This window comes from uncultured Caulobacter sp., from assembly GCF_937900395.1.
In the GTDB taxonomy this organism is placed as follows: domain Bacteria; phylum Pseudomonadota; class Alphaproteobacteria; order Caulobacterales; family Caulobacteraceae; genus Caulobacter.
In genome coordinates this window covers 49726-64182 of record NZ_CALCDX010000161.1, presented here as the reverse complement: position 1 = coordinate 64182, position 14457 = coordinate 49726, and the positions used below count along the sequence as shown (strand labels likewise).

Annotated in this window: 23 protein-coding genes, 1 tRNA gene and 1 pseudogene; 9 read left to right on the top strand and 16 right to left on the bottom strand. The window is 67.0% G+C overall.

All coding sequences use genetic code 11. The features are described from left to right. Complete coding sequence (locus Q0379_RS14400; RefSeq protein ID WP_299010070.1) at positions 1 to 912, top strand: Hsp33 family molecular chaperone; 912 nt, start codon at positions 1 to 3, stop codon at positions 910 to 912. A 30-nt stretch (positions 913 to 942) separates the two neighbouring features. Here Q0379_RS14400 and apaG read toward each other — a convergent pair whose 3' ends face one another. Both apaG and metZ read right to left on the bottom strand, forming a co-directional pair. Beyond that, a complete protein-coding gene (apaG, locus tag Q0379_RS14395; protein ID WP_299010066.1) occupies positions 943 to 1407 on the bottom strand; it encodes a Co2+/Mg2+ efflux protein ApaG in 465 nt (154 codons plus the stop codon). Continuing rightward, the gene (metZ, locus tag Q0379_RS14390; protein ID WP_299010064.1) at positions 1388 to 2572 is read right to left on the bottom strand and encodes an O-succinylhomoserine sulfhydrylase; all 1185 of its coding nucleotides are present in this window, start codon (positions 2570 to 2572) and stop codon (positions 1388 to 1390) included. Before metZ ends, apaG begins: the two co-directional genes overlap by 20 nt. 177 nt (positions 2573 to 2749) lie before the next feature. Here metZ and Q0379_RS14385 point away from each other — a divergent pair, with 177 nt between their 5' ends. The 8 genes and pseudogenes from Q0379_RS14385 to Q0379_RS14350 all read left to right on the top strand — a co-directional run bounded on the left by Q0379_RS14385 (position 2750) and on the right by Q0379_RS14350 (position 7826). After that, positions 2750 to 3769 (top strand): 2'-deoxycytidine 5'-triphosphate deaminase, encoded by a 1020-nt coding sequence (locus tag Q0379_RS14385; RefSeq protein ID WP_299010061.1) that lies wholly within the window; start codon positions 2750 to 2752, stop codon positions 3767 to 3769. A 158-nt stretch (positions 3770 to 3927) separates the two neighbouring features. Then, positions 3928 to 4230: pseudogene (locus tag Q0379_RS14380) on the top strand (hypothetical protein); the annotation flags it as partial. Positions 4231 to 4347: 117 nt separating this feature from the next. Continuing rightward, on the top strand, positions 4348 to 4608 hold the full coding sequence (locus Q0379_RS14375; protein ID WP_299010056.1) for a hypothetical protein: 261 nt from the start codon (positions 4348 to 4350) through the stop codon (positions 4606 to 4608). Positions 4609 to 4635: 27 nt separating this feature from the next. Continuing rightward, a complete protein-coding gene (locus tag Q0379_RS14370) occupies positions 4636 to 5073 on the top strand; it encodes a hypothetical protein (RefSeq protein ID WP_299010053.1) in 438 nt (145 codons plus the stop codon). 24 nt (positions 5074 to 5097) lie between these two features. After that, positions 5098 to 5682 (top strand): hypothetical protein, encoded by a 585-nt coding sequence (locus tag Q0379_RS14365; RefSeq protein ID WP_299010050.1) that lies wholly within the window; start codon positions 5098 to 5100, stop codon positions 5680 to 5682. Next, a complete protein-coding gene (locus Q0379_RS14360; protein WP_066686307.1) occupies positions 5679 to 5873 on the top strand; it encodes a helix-turn-helix transcriptional regulator in 195 nt (64 codons plus the stop codon). Before Q0379_RS14365 ends, Q0379_RS14360 begins: the two co-directional genes overlap by 4 nt. Before the next feature lie 105 nt (positions 5874 to 5978). Then, a complete protein-coding gene (locus Q0379_RS14355) occupies positions 5979 to 6866 on the top strand; it encodes an alpha/beta hydrolase (RefSeq protein ID WP_299010046.1) in 888 nt (295 codons plus the stop codon). A 69-nt stretch (positions 6867 to 6935) separates the two neighbouring features. Beyond that, the gene (locus tag Q0379_RS14350; RefSeq protein ID WP_299010044.1) at positions 6936 to 7826 is read left to right on the top strand and encodes a TraB/GumN family protein; all 891 of its coding nucleotides are present in this window, start codon (positions 6936 to 6938) and stop codon (positions 7824 to 7826) included. 30 nt (positions 7827 to 7856) lie between these two features. Here Q0379_RS14350 and Q0379_RS14345 read toward each other — a convergent pair whose 3' ends face one another. From Q0379_RS14345 to Q0379_RS14280, 14 genes are all read right to left on the bottom strand, one after another. Then, the gene (locus Q0379_RS14345) at positions 7857 to 8465 is read right to left on the bottom strand and encodes an HD domain-containing protein (RefSeq protein WP_299010042.1); all 609 of its coding nucleotides are present in this window, start codon (positions 8463 to 8465) and stop codon (positions 7857 to 7859) included. Between the two features lie 77 nt (positions 8466 to 8542). Then, positions 8543 to 8617: transfer RNA gene (locus Q0379_RS14340), tRNA-Gly, on the bottom strand. Positions 8618 to 8716: 99 nt separating this feature from the next. Then, a complete protein-coding gene (locus Q0379_RS14335) occupies positions 8717 to 9835 on the bottom strand; it encodes a tyrosine-type recombinase/integrase (protein WP_299010040.1) in 1119 nt (372 codons plus the stop codon). Position 9836: 1 nt separating this feature from the next. Further along, a complete protein-coding gene (locus Q0379_RS14330) occupies positions 9837 to 10103 on the bottom strand; it encodes a hypothetical protein (RefSeq protein ID WP_299010038.1) in 267 nt (88 codons plus the stop codon). Then, positions 10100 to 10417, bottom strand: coding sequence for a hypothetical protein (locus tag Q0379_RS14325; protein WP_299010035.1), 318 nt, complete (start codon positions 10415 to 10417; stop codon positions 10100 to 10102). The genes Q0379_RS14330 and Q0379_RS14325 overlap by 4 nt, the downstream gene beginning before the upstream one ends. Beyond that, positions 10417 to 10689, bottom strand: a complete 273-nt coding sequence (locus Q0379_RS14320) for a hypothetical protein (RefSeq protein ID WP_299010033.1) — start codon at positions 10687 to 10689, stop codon at positions 10417 to 10419. The genes Q0379_RS14325 and Q0379_RS14320 overlap by 1 nt, the downstream gene beginning before the upstream one ends. After that, a complete protein-coding gene (locus Q0379_RS14315) occupies positions 10689 to 11162 on the bottom strand; it encodes a hypothetical protein (RefSeq protein WP_299010030.1) in 474 nt (157 codons plus the stop codon). Before Q0379_RS14315 ends, Q0379_RS14320 begins: the two co-directional genes overlap by 1 nt. Then, positions 11159 to 11638 carry a hypothetical protein gene (locus Q0379_RS14310; RefSeq protein WP_299010027.1) on the bottom strand — a complete coding sequence of 160 codons (480 nt, stop codon included), beginning with the start codon at positions 11636 to 11638 and terminating at the stop codon, positions 11159 to 11161. The genes Q0379_RS14315 and Q0379_RS14310 overlap by 4 nt, the downstream gene beginning before the upstream one ends. Continuing rightward, positions 11635 to 12330: a hypothetical protein gene (locus tag Q0379_RS14305; RefSeq protein WP_299010025.1), complete on the bottom strand. Its 696-nt coding sequence runs from the start codon at positions 12328 to 12330 to the stop codon at positions 11635 to 11637. The genes Q0379_RS14310 and Q0379_RS14305 overlap by 4 nt, the downstream gene beginning before the upstream one ends. Next, a complete protein-coding gene (locus tag Q0379_RS14300) occupies positions 12330 to 12719 on the bottom strand; it encodes a hypothetical protein (protein ID WP_299010023.1) in 390 nt (129 codons plus the stop codon). Before Q0379_RS14300 ends, Q0379_RS14305 begins: the two co-directional genes overlap by 1 nt. Then, positions 12716 to 12982 carry a DUF1153 domain-containing protein gene (locus tag Q0379_RS14295; protein WP_299010021.1) on the bottom strand — a complete coding sequence of 89 codons (267 nt, stop codon included), beginning with the start codon at positions 12980 to 12982 and terminating at the stop codon, positions 12716 to 12718. The genes Q0379_RS14300 and Q0379_RS14295 overlap by 4 nt, the downstream gene beginning before the upstream one ends. Positions 12983 to 12984: 2 nt before the next feature. Next, positions 12985 to 13197, bottom strand: coding sequence for a hypothetical protein (locus Q0379_RS14290; RefSeq protein ID WP_299010019.1), 213 nt, complete (start codon positions 13195 to 13197; stop codon positions 12985 to 12987). Positions 13198 to 13199: 2 nt separating this feature from the next. Then, entirely contained in the window at positions 13200 to 13574 is a 375-nt protein-coding gene (locus Q0379_RS14285) for a hypothetical protein (protein ID WP_299010017.1), read from the bottom strand. 24 nt (positions 13575 to 13598) lie between these two features. Beyond that, positions 13599 to 14438 (bottom strand): DUF2303 family protein, encoded by an 840-nt coding sequence (locus Q0379_RS14280; RefSeq protein ID WP_299010013.1) that lies wholly within the window; start codon positions 14436 to 14438, stop codon positions 13599 to 13601. Positions 14439 to 14457 lie beyond the last annotated feature (19 nt).

Genomic DNA, 14457 nt, shown 5'->3' with positions numbered 1-14457 from the left:
ATGACCGACATCGCTTCCACTCCGGGCGTCCTCGACGACGTCGTTTCCGCGTTCCAGATCGAAGGATTGCCCGTGCGCGGCCGCGTCGTGCGGCTGGGCCAGGCCGTGGACGAGGTGCTGACGCGCCACGCCTATCCCGAGCCTGTCGCCAACCTGTTGGGCGAGGCTTGCGCGCTGGCCGCCCTGGTCGGCTCCAGCCTGAAGTTCGAAGGCCGCCTGATCATCCAGGCCCAGGGCGATGGCCCCGTGCGCTATGTGGTGGTCGACTACGACACCTCCGGCGGGCTGCGCGGCTACTGCCGGTTCGACCCGGACGAGGTCGCCGCGGTGTCGGAAGGTTTCGCGCGTCCCGGGGCCAAGACCCTGCTAGGCGGCGGCGTCTTCATCATGACCCTGGACCAGGGGGCCGACATGGACCGCTACCAGGGCGTGACGCCGATCGAGGGCGAGACCCTGGCCCTCTGCGCCGAGCAGTACTTCGCCCAGTCGGAGCAGACCCCGACCCGCATCCGCCTGGCCGTCGGCCAAGTCGACACGGGCGAGGGGCCGCAATGGCGCGCCGGCGGCATCCTGATCCAGGTCATCGCGGGCGACCAGGCGCGCGGCGACACGCAGGAAGCTTGGCAACATGTCACGGCGCTGTTCGAGACGACTGGGGACGACGAGCTGATCGACCCGACCGTCACGACCCCGACCCTGCTGTGGCGCCTGTTCAACGAGGATGGCGTGCGCCTGCTCGACGAAAAGCCGCTGCGCGCCTTCTGCCGCTGCTCGGAAGATCGGATCGGCGTGGTGATGGACTCGTTCTCGGCCCAGGAGGTCGAGGAGATGATCGAGCCGGACGGCAAGATCCACGTCACCTGCGAGTACTGCTCGCGAATCTACAAGCTCGACCCGCCGATGGCGGGGTAAGGCGGGGGCGGAGGCCTGGTGCTTCCGCCCTCAGTTCACCTTCAGCGCCGCGCCGGGCAGGTGCAGCGAGAACTCGGGGATCTCGGCGTCGAACAGCTCGCCGTCCTCGGTCACCATCTGGTAGCTGCCGCGCATCGCGCCAGAGGGCGTGGGCAGCGGGCAGTTGGAGATGTAGCGGAAGGCTTCGCGGGGCTTCAGTTCCGGCTGTTCGCCGACCACGCCCGAACCCTCGACCTCGTTCACGCGATTGAGGCCGTCGGTGATGGTCCAGCGGCGGGAGACCAGGGTGACTGTCTCGCCGCCGTGGTTCTCGATCTCGACCGTATACGACCACAGATAGACGCCTTCCTCGGGCGAGGAGTCTTCGGCCGCGTAGGTCGGGAACACGCGCACGACGATGTCGCGGGTGCGCGCCTCGTAGCTGGTCGCGGCTTGGCCGCGCCGCCGGCGCATCCGCTGCATCGGCGGGGAGGTCTCACGCCTGATCGAGCGCACGGGTCACATCTCGCGTCAGGTCGGCCAGGCTTTCCAGGCCCACGGACAGGCGCACGCCGCCTTCGGTCACGCCCAGAAGCGGGCGCTCCTCTTCGGGCACCGAGCGGTGGGTCGTGGTCGGCGGGTGGGTCGCCATCGACTTGGCGTCGCCCAGATTGTTGGAGATGTCGACGATCTCCAGCGCGTTCAGGAACTTGAAGGCCGCCTCGCGCGAGCCCAGGTCCAGCGCGATCACCGTGCCGCCGCCACTCATCTGCTTCTTGGCGACCTCGTAGCCCGGATGGTCCTTGCGGAACGGGTAGAGGACGGTCTGGACCTTCTTATGTTCGGCCATCACGTCGGCCAGAGCCGCCGCGGTCTCGGCCTGGCGGCGGACGCGCAGGTCCAGGGTCTCGAGGCCCTTTAGCATCACCCAAGCGTTGAACGGCGACAAGGCCGGGCCGGTGTGGCGCAGGCTATCGCGATAGAACTCGTCGTTGATCGCCTCGCTGGTCAGGATCGCCCCGCCCAGCACCCGGCCCTGGCCGTCGATGTGCTTGGTGGCAGAATAGACCACGACGTCAGCGCCCAGCTTCAGCGGCTGCTGGAAGATCGGCGTGGCGAAGACGTTGTCGACGATGACCTTGGCGCCGACGGCGTGCGCCATCTCGGCGACCGCGGCGATGTCGGTGATCTCCAGCACCGGGTTCGAGGGCGTCTCGATCAGCACGGCCTTGGTGTTCGGGCGGATCGCCGCTTCCCAGGCTTTCAGGTCCGTAGCGTCGACGAAGGTGGTCTCGACGCCGAAGCGCGGCAGCCACTCGGCGATGATCCAGCGGCATGAGCCGAACAGGGCGCGGCCGGCCACCACGTGGTCGCCGGCGCGAACCAGGCCCATCAGCGAGGCGTGGATCGAGGCCATGCCGGTGGCCTGGGCGCGGCAGACCTCGGCGCCTTCCAGCAGGGCCAGGCGGTCCTCGAACATCTTCACGGTTGGATTATTGAACCGCGAATAGACGAAACCCGGCTCATCGCCCGCGAAGCGGCGGTCGGCGCCCTCGGCGCTGTCGTAGGTGAAGCCTTGCGTCAGATAGAGCGCCTCGGCCGTCTCCATGAACTGCGAGCGCGCGATCCCACCGCGGATCAATTTCGTCGCGACATCCCAGTCTTTCGGATCTTCGGCCACCGCCTTGCCTCCTACGCGTAAAACGCGGGCATAAGGAGGGGGAGGGGACGCTGGGTCAAGCCACAACACCGCTCGGACGGCGGAAGAATTGTCACGCTTCGTTTGGTCGATTGTCCCACCCGCGAAGAAATGCGGCGAGCCTTGCGTTTGCGGCCGCGTTTGGCGAGTGTCGCGCCGATGACCGATGCACACGCCGCAGGGATTCTGCCCTGCCAAACGATCGAGGACTTGATCGCCGAGGAGGCGATCACCTCAGCCACGCCGTTCGACGTCGATCAGGTGCAGCCCGCCAGCCTGGATCTGCGCCTGGGCGCGCGGGCCTGGCGGATTCGCGCCTCGTTTCTGCCGGGCCTGCATCGTCGCGTCCCCGAGCGTCTGAGGGACGTGGCCATGCACGAGCTGGACCTGACCAAGGGGGCGGTGCTGGAAAAGGGCTGCGTCTACATCGCCGAGATCCAGGAGCGTCTGGCCCTGCCGGGCAACGTTTCGGCGCGCGGCAATCCCAAGAGCTCGACCGGCCGCGTGGACGTCTTCGTTCGCCTGCTGACCGACCACAGCCGCGCCTTCGACGATGTCGACGCGGGCTACGAGGGGCCGCTTTATATCGAGATCGCGCCGCAGACCTTCTCGGTGCTGGTGCGCGCGGGCACGCGGCTGAACCAGCTGCGCCTGAAGCGCGGCGAGCCGGCCAAGCTGTCGATCCGCAGCGTCGGCGTCGACCTGACCGCCGGCGTCGTCGGCTTCCGGGGGCGTCGCCACGCCGGCGTCGTCGACCTGGACCACGAGGACGGCCACGATCCGCGCGACTTCTGGGAGCCGTTGGAAGCCCGCCACGGCGAGCTGCTGCTGGATCCGGGCGAGTTCTACATCCTGGCCAGCAAGGACGACATCGAGATCCCAGTGATGGAGGCGGCCGAGATGACGCCGATCGATCCGTCGGTCGGCGAGTTCCGCGTCCACTACGCCGGCTTCTTCGATCCGGGCTTCGGCACCGAGGAGGCGCTGGCTCGCGGCTCCAAGGGCGTACTGGAGGTGCGTAGCCACGAGACGCCGTTCCTGCTGGAGGACGGGCAGACGGTGGCGCGCCTGGTCTATGAGCCGCTGACGGCGCGGCCGGCGCGGCTGTACGGGGAGGGGGGCTCCCACTACCAGCGCCAGGGCCTGAAGCTCTCCAAGCACTTCAAAATCTGGTCCTAAGGTCGGGCGGGTCCGTCGCAGGCCGGTCGCGCGGCAACGCGTCGCACTACATCTAGTGGACAGTGCGTGTTGTTGCACAAATCCTGGTCTCGTCCTCGCGGGCGGTGATCTTCTGAGTCGCCGGGCGCGGAGGGCGGCGGAAGATCACGGAGGCCTGCTTGGCCCGTCATGCTCAAGACCCGTTTCTGATCCTGCAGGGTCGCGTTGACGCCTGGGAGCGCTGTGCGCGGATCCCGGGTTGCGACAAGGCGATCTGGCGGCAGGACGCCCAGGGGCGTGTGATCCGCTGGTCCGACTTCGGTGACCGTTTCTCTCGCTATGGCTGGGAAGTGGTCAGTCGGGCGCGGCCTGGGGTCTGGGGGCGGGCTCTCGCGGCCAAACGACTCGAGGCGGTGCATTGGCGGGGCGTCGTGGGAGAACCGGCGGTGGGTGATCCGTTTCTGGACCAGCGCGCGGCCTGAAATCATCAAGCTTGTCCGTCATTTAGTCTTGTTTACATGACAAAATGACAAGATCGCTTGACATAAAATCGGTGTTGCATGACAACGTTCCTTGTCATTTCGACGAGGAGGCTTGTCATGAGGAAGAACGTTCAGCGCGCAACCGTCAGCCGCGCCGATAAGCTCGCCGTGGGCATGGCCGCCAGCTCTGGCGCTCTCGTGACCGCGGTCTGCGCGGCGCGCGACATGGGTGGTCCGATCCTGGCGACCGCCGTCGGCGTGGGTTTGAGCGCGCTCGCCGCGATCCTGCTTTTCGTCTTCCGCGATCGTTCGCCCAAGCCCGCGTCCATGACGAACGACGACCAAGACGGCGCCGTCGAAGCGCTGGCCGCCCTTTAGTCGCAAGCTGGATTGGAGGGGATATCGATGAGCGAACAGATCAGTAAACAAGCGCGCCGCCAAGCGACCGCGATGCGGGGACTGCTCGGAGCCTTTCTGGTCGGCGCGGTCTGCGGCGCGGGCTACTACATCGCCAGGGATATGCGTCTGACGATCCCGCCGGCCATGATCGGTGTCATTCTGCTTGTCTTGGTCGTGCTGGGCTCGGTCGCGAGCATCGCCTACTGGCGCAACATCGACGAGGCGGCTCGCGAAGCCCACAAGTTCGCGTGGATGTGGGGCGGCTCGACCGCGATGGCCCTGGTCCTGCCGTTCCCGCTTCTGATCGGTGACGCCCGCATCGTCGCCCTGATGGGCCAGCACTCTCCGGCTGAATGGGTGTCGATCGGCGTCGTGGGGCTCATGACTGCGCAACTCATTGGCTACGGCCTGGCCTGGGCCGGCTGGTGGCTGCGTCAGCGCTGATCCCGAAATCGAAAGGAAGCCGTCATGGCTCAGACTATGCCGACCTGGTCCAAATGGGCCCTGTTCGCCGGCGGTGCGGTCGCCCTGTCCGCCGTTCCATTCTGGCTGGCCTTCTCTCACGTCGTGAAGGGCCTCGCGCTGCCGATCGCGCTGTTCGTCTGGTTCGTCGTCTATCTGGCCTACGTCTTCTTCGGAACAGCCAGGCTGAAGGCTGGGCGGATCGGCCCGGTGATGAAGCGCTATCGTCGGCGCCTGTCCATCGCGCTGATGACCTACTGCGTGGTGCTAATGGGCTCGATCTACCTGTTGCACAGGGTGGACCTTTCGGGACCGCTGCTGTGGCTGGTCGCCGCCGCCCCGGCAGCTCCCATTCTCGGCGTGCTCGTCGTGATGAGGCTCTACCTCAAGGAGGAGCCCGACGAGTTCGAGCGCGCCGTGCACGTCGAGGCGATGATCTGGGGGCTGGCCGTCGTGTTGGCGGTGACCACGGTCTGGGGCTTCCTCAGCAACGCCAATGTGGCGCCCGCGCCGCCGCTTTTCCTGGTGTTCCCGCTGTTCTGCCTGGCCTGGGGCTTCAGCCAGCCCTTCATCCGGAGGCGGTACCAATGAAGAACCGCCTGAAGGTCCTCCGCGCCGAGCGGGACTGGAGCCAGGCTGATCTCGCCGACCGGCTCGAAGTGTCCCGCCAGACCGTCAACGCCCTCGAAACCGGCAAGTACGATCCCAGCCTGCCCCTGGCGTTCAAGATCGCGCGCCTGTTCGGCCAGCCGATCGAGGCGATCTTCCAGGACGAGGCCTGAGCCTCGTCCTTCCGGGGCGAGCAGCCTCGAACCATTCCATCAATCTGCAACGCTCGGCGTTTTTCGCCGAACCCTTCCGCGCGCCCTGTTCCCAAGGAGAACACGATGCAAAATCTAATGCCTCGCGCCCATCTGTTCGCCGTCGTCATGGCGATCCTGGCCGCGCTCGGCGTGTTTGGCGGCCCGGCCCACGCCGCCGACCGGATGACCGTCACCGTCACCGGCAAGGGCCCAGACGTAGTGCTGATCCCGGGCTTGGCCTCGTCCGCCGCCGTCTGGGACGGGACCGTCCAGCAGCTCTCGGCTTCGCATCGCGTCCACATCGTCCAGGTGGCGGGCTTCGCCGGCGCGCCGATCGCGGGCAACGCCGAAGGTCCGGTGGTCGAGCCGCTGGTCGAGGCGGTCGACGCCTACATCAAGGCCAACCACCTGAAGTCCCCGGCGGTCATCGGCCACTCGATGGGCGGCTTCACCGGCCTGCTGCTGGCTCAGCGCCATCCCGAGGACGTTGACCGCCTGATGATCGTCGACAGCCTGCCGTTCTTCCCGCTGCTGTTTTCGCCGACCGCCACGGTCGAGAGCATCAAGCCGCAGGCCGCGGCCATGCGCGACGCCACCATCGCGATGAGCGCCGAAGCCTTCGCCAGCCAGCAGGCCATGGGCGCGCCGCGCTACGTGAAGTCCACCGAAGGCCAGGCGCTGATGCTGGCCTGGTCGAAGGCCTCGTCGCAGTCGGTTGTCGGCCGGGCGATGTACGACCTCCTGACCACCGACGCCCGGCCCGGCCTTGGCGGCGTCAAGGCTCCGACGATCCTGCTTTATCCGTTCGACCCGGCGCTCGGCGCGCCGGCCACGATCATCGAGAAGACCTACGCCGACGCCTATGCCGACCTGCCGGGCGTCACGCTCAAGCGTGTCGACGATAGCCGCCACTTCATCATGCTGGACCAGCCGAAGGCCTTCGCCGAGGCGGTCGAGGCCTTCCTGAAATAGCTCCCCGGCGATCGCCCCTTGCCGTCGTCGCAAACCCAGCCAACGCTCAATCCATCCTTAGGAGTGACCATGTTTCGCGAACTGAACCGCCACGCCCGTCGTCTTTGCACGGGTCTGATCTCCGCCATCGCCCTGACGGTCGCCGGGCCGGTCCTGGCCGAACCCGCCCTTTGGGCGATCAAGGACAAGGACTCGACGATCTACCTGTTCGGCACGATCCACATCCTTAAGCCCGACACCCAATGGCGCTCGGCCAAGATCGACCAGGCCTTCAAGAGCAGCGCCGACCTGACGCTTGAGATCGTCGGGGGCGATGACCCCGCGGTGATGCAGCCCCTGGTGCTGAAGTACGGCCTGGATCCGGCCAAGCCGCTGTCCAGCAAGATCGGTCCGGAAGCCTTCAAGCACGCGGCCGAGCTGGCCCAGGGCGGCGGCGTCCCGCCCCAGGCGCTGGAGTCTATGCGGCCTTGGCTAGCGGCGGTATCGCTGTCCATGGCGCCGGTGATCAAGGCCGGCTACGACCCCCGCAGCGGCGTGGAGCAGGTGCTGGTCAAGGCGGCGACCGAGACCGGCAAGGCCAAGAACGGCCTTGAGACTCCCGAGCAGCAGATCCGCTTCTTCGCGGATCTGCCGCCCGAGACCGAGGCCGACTTCCTGCGCTCGACCCTGGACGACGTCGACGAGGGCGTCGCCAAGATCGACAAGATGGTCGCCGCCTGGGCCGCCGGCGACGTCACGGAGTTGGAGAAGCAGTTCGTCTCCGAGATGAAGGGGGAATATCCCGAGCTCTATGAACTGCTGCTGGTTAAGCGCAACGAGGACTGGGCGAACCAGCTGAAGACCAAGCTCGCCGGCTCCGGCGTCAGCTTCGTCGCGGTCGGCTCGGGCCACCTTGTGGGTCCCGACAGCGTGCAAGCCCAACTGGCCAAGCTGGGGATCAAGGCCGAACGGATCGAGTAGAGGCTCGCGGCCCTCCCTAGGGAGGGCCGTTTATTCCGCCGCCCGGGAGGGCATGTAGATCGACCGCTTGGGCGTGCTCATCACTCGGCCCAGCATCGGTTCGAACGCCTCCAGCGGCATCGACTGGAAGTTCGGATCGAAGGCTTCTTGATCGTACACGTGGCAGAACTTGGCAGTGTACTCGAAGTCCGGATGTCCCCGGAACTGGTCGCGCAGGTTCCGGTCCAGGCCCAGGTGATGGAAGAAATAATAGCCTTGGAAGATCGCGTGGTGCGCCACCATCCAGTGGTTCCGCTCCGACACGAAGGGCTGAAGGATCGCCGCGGCGATGTCGGCGTGATTGCGCGGGCCCAGGATGTCGCCGATGTCGTGCAGCAGGGCGCAGACGACATATTCCTCGTCCTCGCCGGCCTGGTGGGCGCGCGTGGCGGTCTGCAGGCTGTGCTCCAGCCGATCGATGGCGAAGCCCCCGCAGTCACCTTTCAGCAGGTTCAGGTGCGCGACCAGGCGCTTGGGCAGGTCGCGCCCGAACTCCATCGACGCATTGGCGATGATCGCCCAGTCTTCGGCGGTGCCGTCGACCATGGCGTGGAACTTGGCCCGATCATGGGCGTGCGGATCGACCGCGCCGTCGGCCATGGCGTTTCCCCCCAAACGTCTGTTTGAGGCGATCGTGCGCCCGAAGCCAGGAGCCGTCAACGCGATGAAGGGGAGCTTGGAGCGGGCGGGGGGAATCGAACCCCCGACATTCAGCTTGGGAAGCTGACGTTCTACCTCTGAACTACGCCCGCGAACCTCAATGTTTTCCGTCTGTTAGGCTCATCCGCGTTGAGAGCGGCTGAGGCATTTTACAGGGCGTTTTACACTGGTGTTCTTTTCGCGTTCCCCGTCTAGCGGGTTCCTTCGGCCTTCTCAAGCTGTTCGATGACGCCACGGGCGATGTTCTCGCGGTCGACGTAGTGGCGGCGGATCTGGTTCACGTCGTCGGGCGTCCAGCCGAAGATCTCGGCGATCTGCTCGTTGCTGAAGCCGGAGCGGATGTAGCGCGTGCAGGCCGTGCCTCGGAGGTCGTGCAGGGTGCGGCCCTTGACGCCGGACGCCTCGCACGCGCGAATCCAGGCCTGGGTCACGCTGTCGGGCTTCCACGGGTCGCCGTTGCTGCTGGTCAGCAGGAAGGCCGAGGGGATGCGCCCGGCGGCCTTCATCGCCTCGCGCTCGGCCAGGATCTCGGCGACGACGGCGCGGCTGTCTTCGAACAGCGGAACGATGACACGGATGGTCTTGCCGCTCTTGCTGGTCGTCATCTCGATCGAGAAGGCCATGACGTCCGAGACCTTCACGCGGACCAGGTCGCTACGGCGAAGGCCGGTGTCGGCGGCCAGGCGCAGCGCACGGCGGGCGTGGATCGAGGCCTTGGGCAGGATGGCGCGCAGCTCGTCGGGGTGGACGATCTCGGAGGCGCGAGCCTCTGGCTTGTAGATCCCGGCGATGCCGATCGAGGGGTTGGTCTCGGCGTACTCGTTCTCGACGGCCCAGGACAGCAGGCGTCGCAACACTGTCAGGCCATAGTCAGCCGTCCGCGGCGTCGCGGCCCGCTTGTTACGCCAGCGGATGATCTCGCGCTTCATGCCCTTGGCTTTCAGCGCCTTGGTGGGGAGGTCGCCGAAGTCCTGTCGGATGTTGTCTAGCCATGGTCCCCATTGTTTCTGGGTGCTGGCCTCCAGCCGCAAGAAGCCGTCAGGCGCGGCCTTGTAGAGCGTGATCAGTTCCCCGATCGTCTCGCCGTCCGGCGCGGCGCGGGCGGGCGCCTCTTCGAAGGCCTTGGCCAGGTCCGCCGCCGCCGCCGCCTCGGCCGCTTCGGCCTGGGCGCGGTTGTCGCCGACGAACTTCATGACCAGCGGTCCGCCCCGGCGGCGATACCAATAGATGGCGTAACGGCCCTTCGCGAGGTTCATGCCCACGCGGTGCGCGCCATCTATCCGGATCTCGACCTTGGGCAACCGTTTCACGTCAGGCGCGCCTTTGGGCCAGGAAGGTGGCCAGGGCCGCGTCTGCCTCGTCCGCGTCATCGACAGGGGCGCTAGGCTGCTGGAAGCCGGTGATCTTGTCCAGATAGGCGTCGAGCTGGCGCACGTCGTAACGCGGCTCGCCGCCCGGCCGCACGGGGACCGGGTCGACCGGGATGTCGTCCAGGACGTCGCGCGACTTGTAGCCGAGGTAAATCGCGGCCTCGATCGCCGTCAGCATGCGCGGGGCGATGGCGGGGCGGGCGGTCATGGCGTGCGAGCCTTCCCGGAGCCGTCGCAGCGTGGGCATGTCTCGGGAATCTTCTGGTCGGTCTCGATCACGCCGGTTCCAAGGCACAAGCCGCAATCGGTCATGTGGGGACATGGACCGACGCAGCCCCGCGACGTGAAGAACTCGCCGTCGATCGTGCCGGTCTGGCGGCGGTATTCCTGGCCAACAGGGATGATGGCCGACGACGGAGGGCCTCCGAGCGGGCAGGTATCGCACCGATACTCTTTGACCGCTTTTTGCCGCCGGTCGCCGAACTGAACGACATCTGGCGCGTCTTGGTCGTAGTAGCTCATCACCACACCTCGACGCCGGGCGGCATGAAGCCGCCGACGCACGCCTGGCCGCTGACTTGGCCGGAGCGCCAGACGTAGCCGGTCCGGTTTTTGGCGCAGAGCACCGTCAGAGGCGCGCGGTGGATCTCGTCGACGCGATAGCCGAGCGCGCGAATGGCGCGGCGAGCCTCGGCGTCCTCTGCGGGCGCGATGACCAGCCCATAGGCCGTGACGGCCAAAGCTACGGCGACGACCGTGAGGGCGGTGTTGGTGGCGGGGTGTCTAGTCGACATCACGCATCCCTCCACGGGACCCGGCTGGCGAAGGCTTCGGCCGCCTTGTCCAGTTCGTGGAGGTTGACCAGCGCCGGGCGGTCTTCATAGGCGACCGACCGCGCGGCGATCACCAATCGGACCACGTCGGACGGGAGCGGCGTTGTGCCGGCCTCGGATGGCCCGGGCTCGATCAGCGCATGCCAGCGCGTGAGGTGATCGGTCTTGGCCTCTACACGCCCAGACATTCGGTCTGTGTGCAGCTTGAAGCGTTCGACGACCATCGCCGCCGTCGCAGCGACGTCGGCCAGTTCGTCTTCCAGGGCGACGCGGTTCGGCTTGCCGGTGACAGGTTCAGCCTCTTCAATCCCCTGAATGATGCACCGGCCCAGCATGGAAATGGCCTCGCCCATCTCTTCGATCGCCTTGCCGAGCACGGCCAGATTCACCGGGTCGCGTTCGGGTTGCCATGGATTCAGCGGCTTGTCGGTCACAAGGTATCTCCCGAAATGGCAGTGAACCCGCGCGCCTCGGCGTCGACGCCTGGGCGCATCGCGGTAGGACTTCCGGAAAGCTGGGCGTGCCAATTGGCGAGCGCGGCGGCCGTGCTGATCGTGTGGTGCTTGGCCTTGGCCAGGTCTCCACTGATCGCGGCGGCGAGGGCCTTGCCGCCCAGGTAGCCGAGCAACCAGAACCAATCATGCGGCTTCTTGCCGGCATCGTGCTCCGCGCCCCATCGTTTGACCTGATGGGCGGCTTCGAGCTGCACGCCGCGAACGAAGTCATCTGTTTCGGGGCTGTCGATCAGCGTCCGAAGGCGTTCGTTCTCGTCCAGGATCTCTTGGAGATCTCGGGCAATGTCTTTGTTCCAGCGCGGGCGCCTGGTCAGTGGGGTCCCGAAATGGGAGAGGTTGCCGCCGTTCGCCTTGAGTGCGGCCAGATCCCCTTGCAGACGTTCCCTGGCGCTCACGGCTGCACCCGATTGAAGGTGACGACCCACACCCACGGATTGGCGGCCCAAGATCCGGGGCCGTTGATGTGCTCCCAAAGCTCGCGATAGACCGCGCGCGGGTCGTCGCCGATGATCGCGAGGGAGGTGTCGACCGCCCACTTGCCGGGCGCGACCCATTCGAGGCCTTCGGCGATGGCGTCGTCTTCGGTGATGTCGGTCAGCCGCTCGACGCGGACGCTGACGATCTCCAGGGTGATCCGCGACGCCCAGCGGGGCATGTGGATTGACGGGACGCCGTAGACAGCCCCACCGGCAGGCCCCGGAACTTCGCGCGGCCAGGGCGCGTCTCGGTCGATCTCCGGACGGGTCCGCGCGACATAGGCGTTGTCGTTCAGGCCGGCCGTGTACCAGACGTGCTGGTCACAGCTGCCCTTGTCGAACCGTTGGTGGCTCTCGCGGACCCAGAGCCGGTCGCCCGGCTTACCGTACGGGCAGTAGGGGTAGAGGTTCGGCGTCCGAACATCATCTCGCCAGCAGATCCGCGTACCGGGCGTGACGCCGGGCCTGAGAACCGGCCACGACCAATCCCAGCTTTCATGGGGTGCTGGCTGCGGCTTCACCACGCGCCGGGTCTGGGTCTTCTGGCCCTCGAGGATCGCGCGGACCATGGGCGACGAAAACAAAATCGGACGCTCTTTGATCTCGGCCATCAGACGCTCCTAGTTTCGCTGGGCGTGGCCTTCGCGATGGCGGCGGCGATCCGGCGCAGCTCACCCATCGTGAAATCCAGAGGGATGATCTGGTCGTCAGGGATGTTGCGGTTGTCGGTGGCGAGGTTCTTCGGGATGACCGACTGGCACGCGGACAGAAGATCGGGCGCGGCGGCGACCAGGGAAGCGTCTTCCGGCCTTTCGCACATGGCGACGAGCTGACGGGAGCGGCCACCGTCGCGGGCGCTGAACCGAGCGAAGACCATGCGGCGTTCGCGAAGGTCGTTTTCGGCGAATTGGTCGGCCGTCCAGCGCGCTGTCGCAGACGTTCGAAGCGTCACGCCCTGGCTCCACGGACCAGGGGTTCCATTGGCCTGTCGCTGGCTCACGTCCGCAGCTCCTGAGTCTTGGTGGTCATGAGCCCCTGGGTGCCGTGGGCGGCCCAGCGGCGTTCCCAGGCGTCCAGCTCGGCTTCGGTGACGCCGTAGCGGGTGAAGGCTCCGTGGCGGGTCAGTTCGCCCGCGGCGATGTCGTTCAGCAGGTCGATCTTGCGCTGGGCGGTCCAGCGACGCCCGCGCGGCGGGCGCGTCGCCGCGCCGTCACGGGCGCGCGCGAGCTGGGCCTGGGCCTTGGCGTGGGCGTCGAGCGGCATGGCTAGAGGCCTTCGGCCAGGGCGTGACCCTGGGTGGTGAGGCGATAGCCGTCGCTTTCGTCGCCATCCATGCGGGCGACGCCCTTCTCGGCCAGCCGGGCGGCGGCGCGGGCGACTTCCTCGCATTGGGGGACGAGCGCCTGGCCGTCGCCGAGGCGGGCCAGGGTGGCCAGGGTGCGGCGCTCGCCGCTGTTCAAATCCGCGATATGCAGCATGTTTAGTCCTTCACGGGATGGATGCGCCAGCGCGGGGCGCGGATGATGGTGGGGGTTCCGGCCGGCATGCCGGGGAGCGGATCGAGGCGGACGCGGGCGACGGGGAACGCGCCCGCGATCGACGCCGTGTCGGACGTTCCGGCTTCCCAGGCGATCACCACGCCGCGCCGCTTGCGGCCGGGGTGGGTCTCGATATCGACCGCGTCTCCGACGAAGACGCCGGCAACCGCCCGGATCTGGCTTGCGTCCGCCGCTGGAGCCCCCTCGGCGGACGACGCCCTGGCCGCCCAGGCCATGCGGGCGCGAAAGAGGGCCGGCCGCGCCTGGCGCGCCGCTGGCGTGGCGCGGGCGGAGAAGATGTCGACGACGTTGTCCACGGCCGGCCCTCCGACGTCGGTCCGTCAGGCGCCGAGACGGCCGAACATCGCCTCGCGCGTGGTACGCTCGGCGGCTTCGGTCACGATCAGCTTGAACTCGGCTTGGCGGACGTGCTCGCGGCGGTTCAGGGCGACGCCGAGGAAGAGTTGGCCCTCGTTCAGGTTCCACCGGAGGAAGGCGTAGAGTTCGACTGGCGGGCGCCCGAAGTAGACGGGGATCTTCAGCAGGAACCGGGTCGGGACCTCGATCCCGCCTTCCTTTTTCGTGCCGATCGTCGTTTCGTCGGTAAACTCGAAGTTCTCGTTGTCGCTGCTGGTGCGCACCGCCTTGCGGAAGTCGACCTTGCGCTTGGCCTGAAGATCCTTGATCGCATCCAGCAGGTCGCCGCCCGATGGGGCGGCGATGTCGGGCATGTTCTCTTCCAGGAATCGCGCGAATTCGAGCTGAGGCATCAGCTTGTCGTGGACCTTGGTCCAGGTCGCCCATTCGAACGAAAGCGGCAGGACCATGCTGGCGGTGTGCTTCACCCGGTTGGGGATCGCCGCGTCCGTGTGGGGCGGGCTGTGATAGTCGATCAGGGAAACAATCTTGTTGTGATCGATGTCGTCCAACAGGATCGTGTCGTCCGTGCCGTATCGCTTGGTGTAGTCGACGAGGGAGTCGAGGGTCTGGAGCGTGACGGCCTGGGTGACGTGCTCGGGCAGCAGCTCGTCAACGGCGTTAGGCTCGGTCACGTCCTGGGCCTTGTAGCCCTCGGGCATGACGATGAACTCGCGGCCCTTGTCGGTCTTGATCGGGTGGGGCTGGCCTTTGGCGGCTACGCCCAGCGCCGCGATGGCGGAGGTCTCGGTGGTCTTGTCCATGTGCGGACGTCCTTTTGCT

What these genes read in the sequence shown, in the direction of transcription:
- Q0379_RS14400 (WP_299010070.1), top strand. Translation starts at nt 1, where the DNA reads ATGACCGACATCGCTTCCACTCCGGGCGTCCTCGACGACGTCGTTTCC.
- Q0379_RS14385 (WP_299010061.1), top strand. Translation starts at nt 2,750, where the DNA reads ATGACCGATGCACACGCCGCAGGGATTCTGCCCTGCCAAACGATCGAG.
- Q0379_RS14375 (WP_299010056.1), top strand. Translation starts at nt 4,348, where the DNA reads ATGAGGAAGAACGTTCAGCGCGCAACCGTCAGCCGCGCCGATAAGCTC.
- Q0379_RS14370 (WP_299010053.1), top strand. Translation starts at nt 4,636, where the DNA reads ATGAGCGAACAGATCAGTAAACAAGCGCGCCGCCAAGCGACCGCGATG.
- Q0379_RS14365 (WP_299010050.1), top strand. Translation starts at nt 5,098, where the DNA reads ATGGCTCAGACTATGCCGACCTGGTCCAAATGGGCCCTGTTCGCCGGC.
- Q0379_RS14360 (WP_066686307.1), top strand. Translation starts at nt 5,679, where the DNA reads ATGAAGAACCGCCTGAAGGTCCTCCGCGCCGAGCGGGACTGGAGCCAG.
- Q0379_RS14355 (WP_299010046.1), top strand. Translation starts at nt 5,979, where the DNA reads ATGCAAAATCTAATGCCTCGCGCCCATCTGTTCGCCGTCGTCATGGCG.
- Q0379_RS14350 (WP_299010044.1), top strand. Translation starts at nt 6,936, where the DNA reads ATGTTTCGCGAACTGAACCGCCACGCCCGTCGTCTTTGCACGGGTCTG.
- Q0379_RS14345 (WP_299010042.1), bottom strand. Translation starts at nt 8,465, where the DNA reads ATGGCCGACGGCGCGGTCGATCCGCACGCCCATGATCGGGCCAAGTTC.
- Q0379_RS14330 (WP_299010038.1), bottom strand. Translation starts at nt 10,103, where the DNA reads ATGACCGCCCGCCCCGCCATCGCCCCGCGCATGCTGACGGCGATCGAG.
- Q0379_RS14325 (WP_299010035.1), bottom strand. Translation starts at nt 10,417, where the DNA reads ATGAGCTACTACGACCAAGACGCGCCAGATGTCGTTCAGTTCGGCGAC.
- Q0379_RS14320 (WP_299010033.1), bottom strand. Translation starts at nt 10,689, where the DNA reads ATGTCGACTAGACACCCCGCCACCAACACCGCCCTCACGGTCGTCGCC.
- Q0379_RS14305 (WP_299010025.1), bottom strand. Translation starts at nt 12,330, where the DNA reads ATGGCCGAGATCAAAGAGCGTCCGATTTTGTTTTCGTCGCCCATGGTC.
- Q0379_RS14295 (WP_299010021.1), bottom strand. Translation starts at nt 12,982, where the DNA reads ATGCCGCTCGACGCCCACGCCAAGGCCCAGGCCCAGCTCGCGCGCGCC.
- Q0379_RS14290 (WP_299010019.1), bottom strand. Translation starts at nt 13,197, where the DNA reads ATGCTGCATATCGCGGATTTGAACAGCGGCGAGCGCCGCACCCTGGCC.
- Q0379_RS14280 (WP_299010013.1), bottom strand. Translation starts at nt 14,438, where the DNA reads ATGGACAAGACCACCGAGACCTCCGCCATCGCGGCGCTGGGCGTAGCC.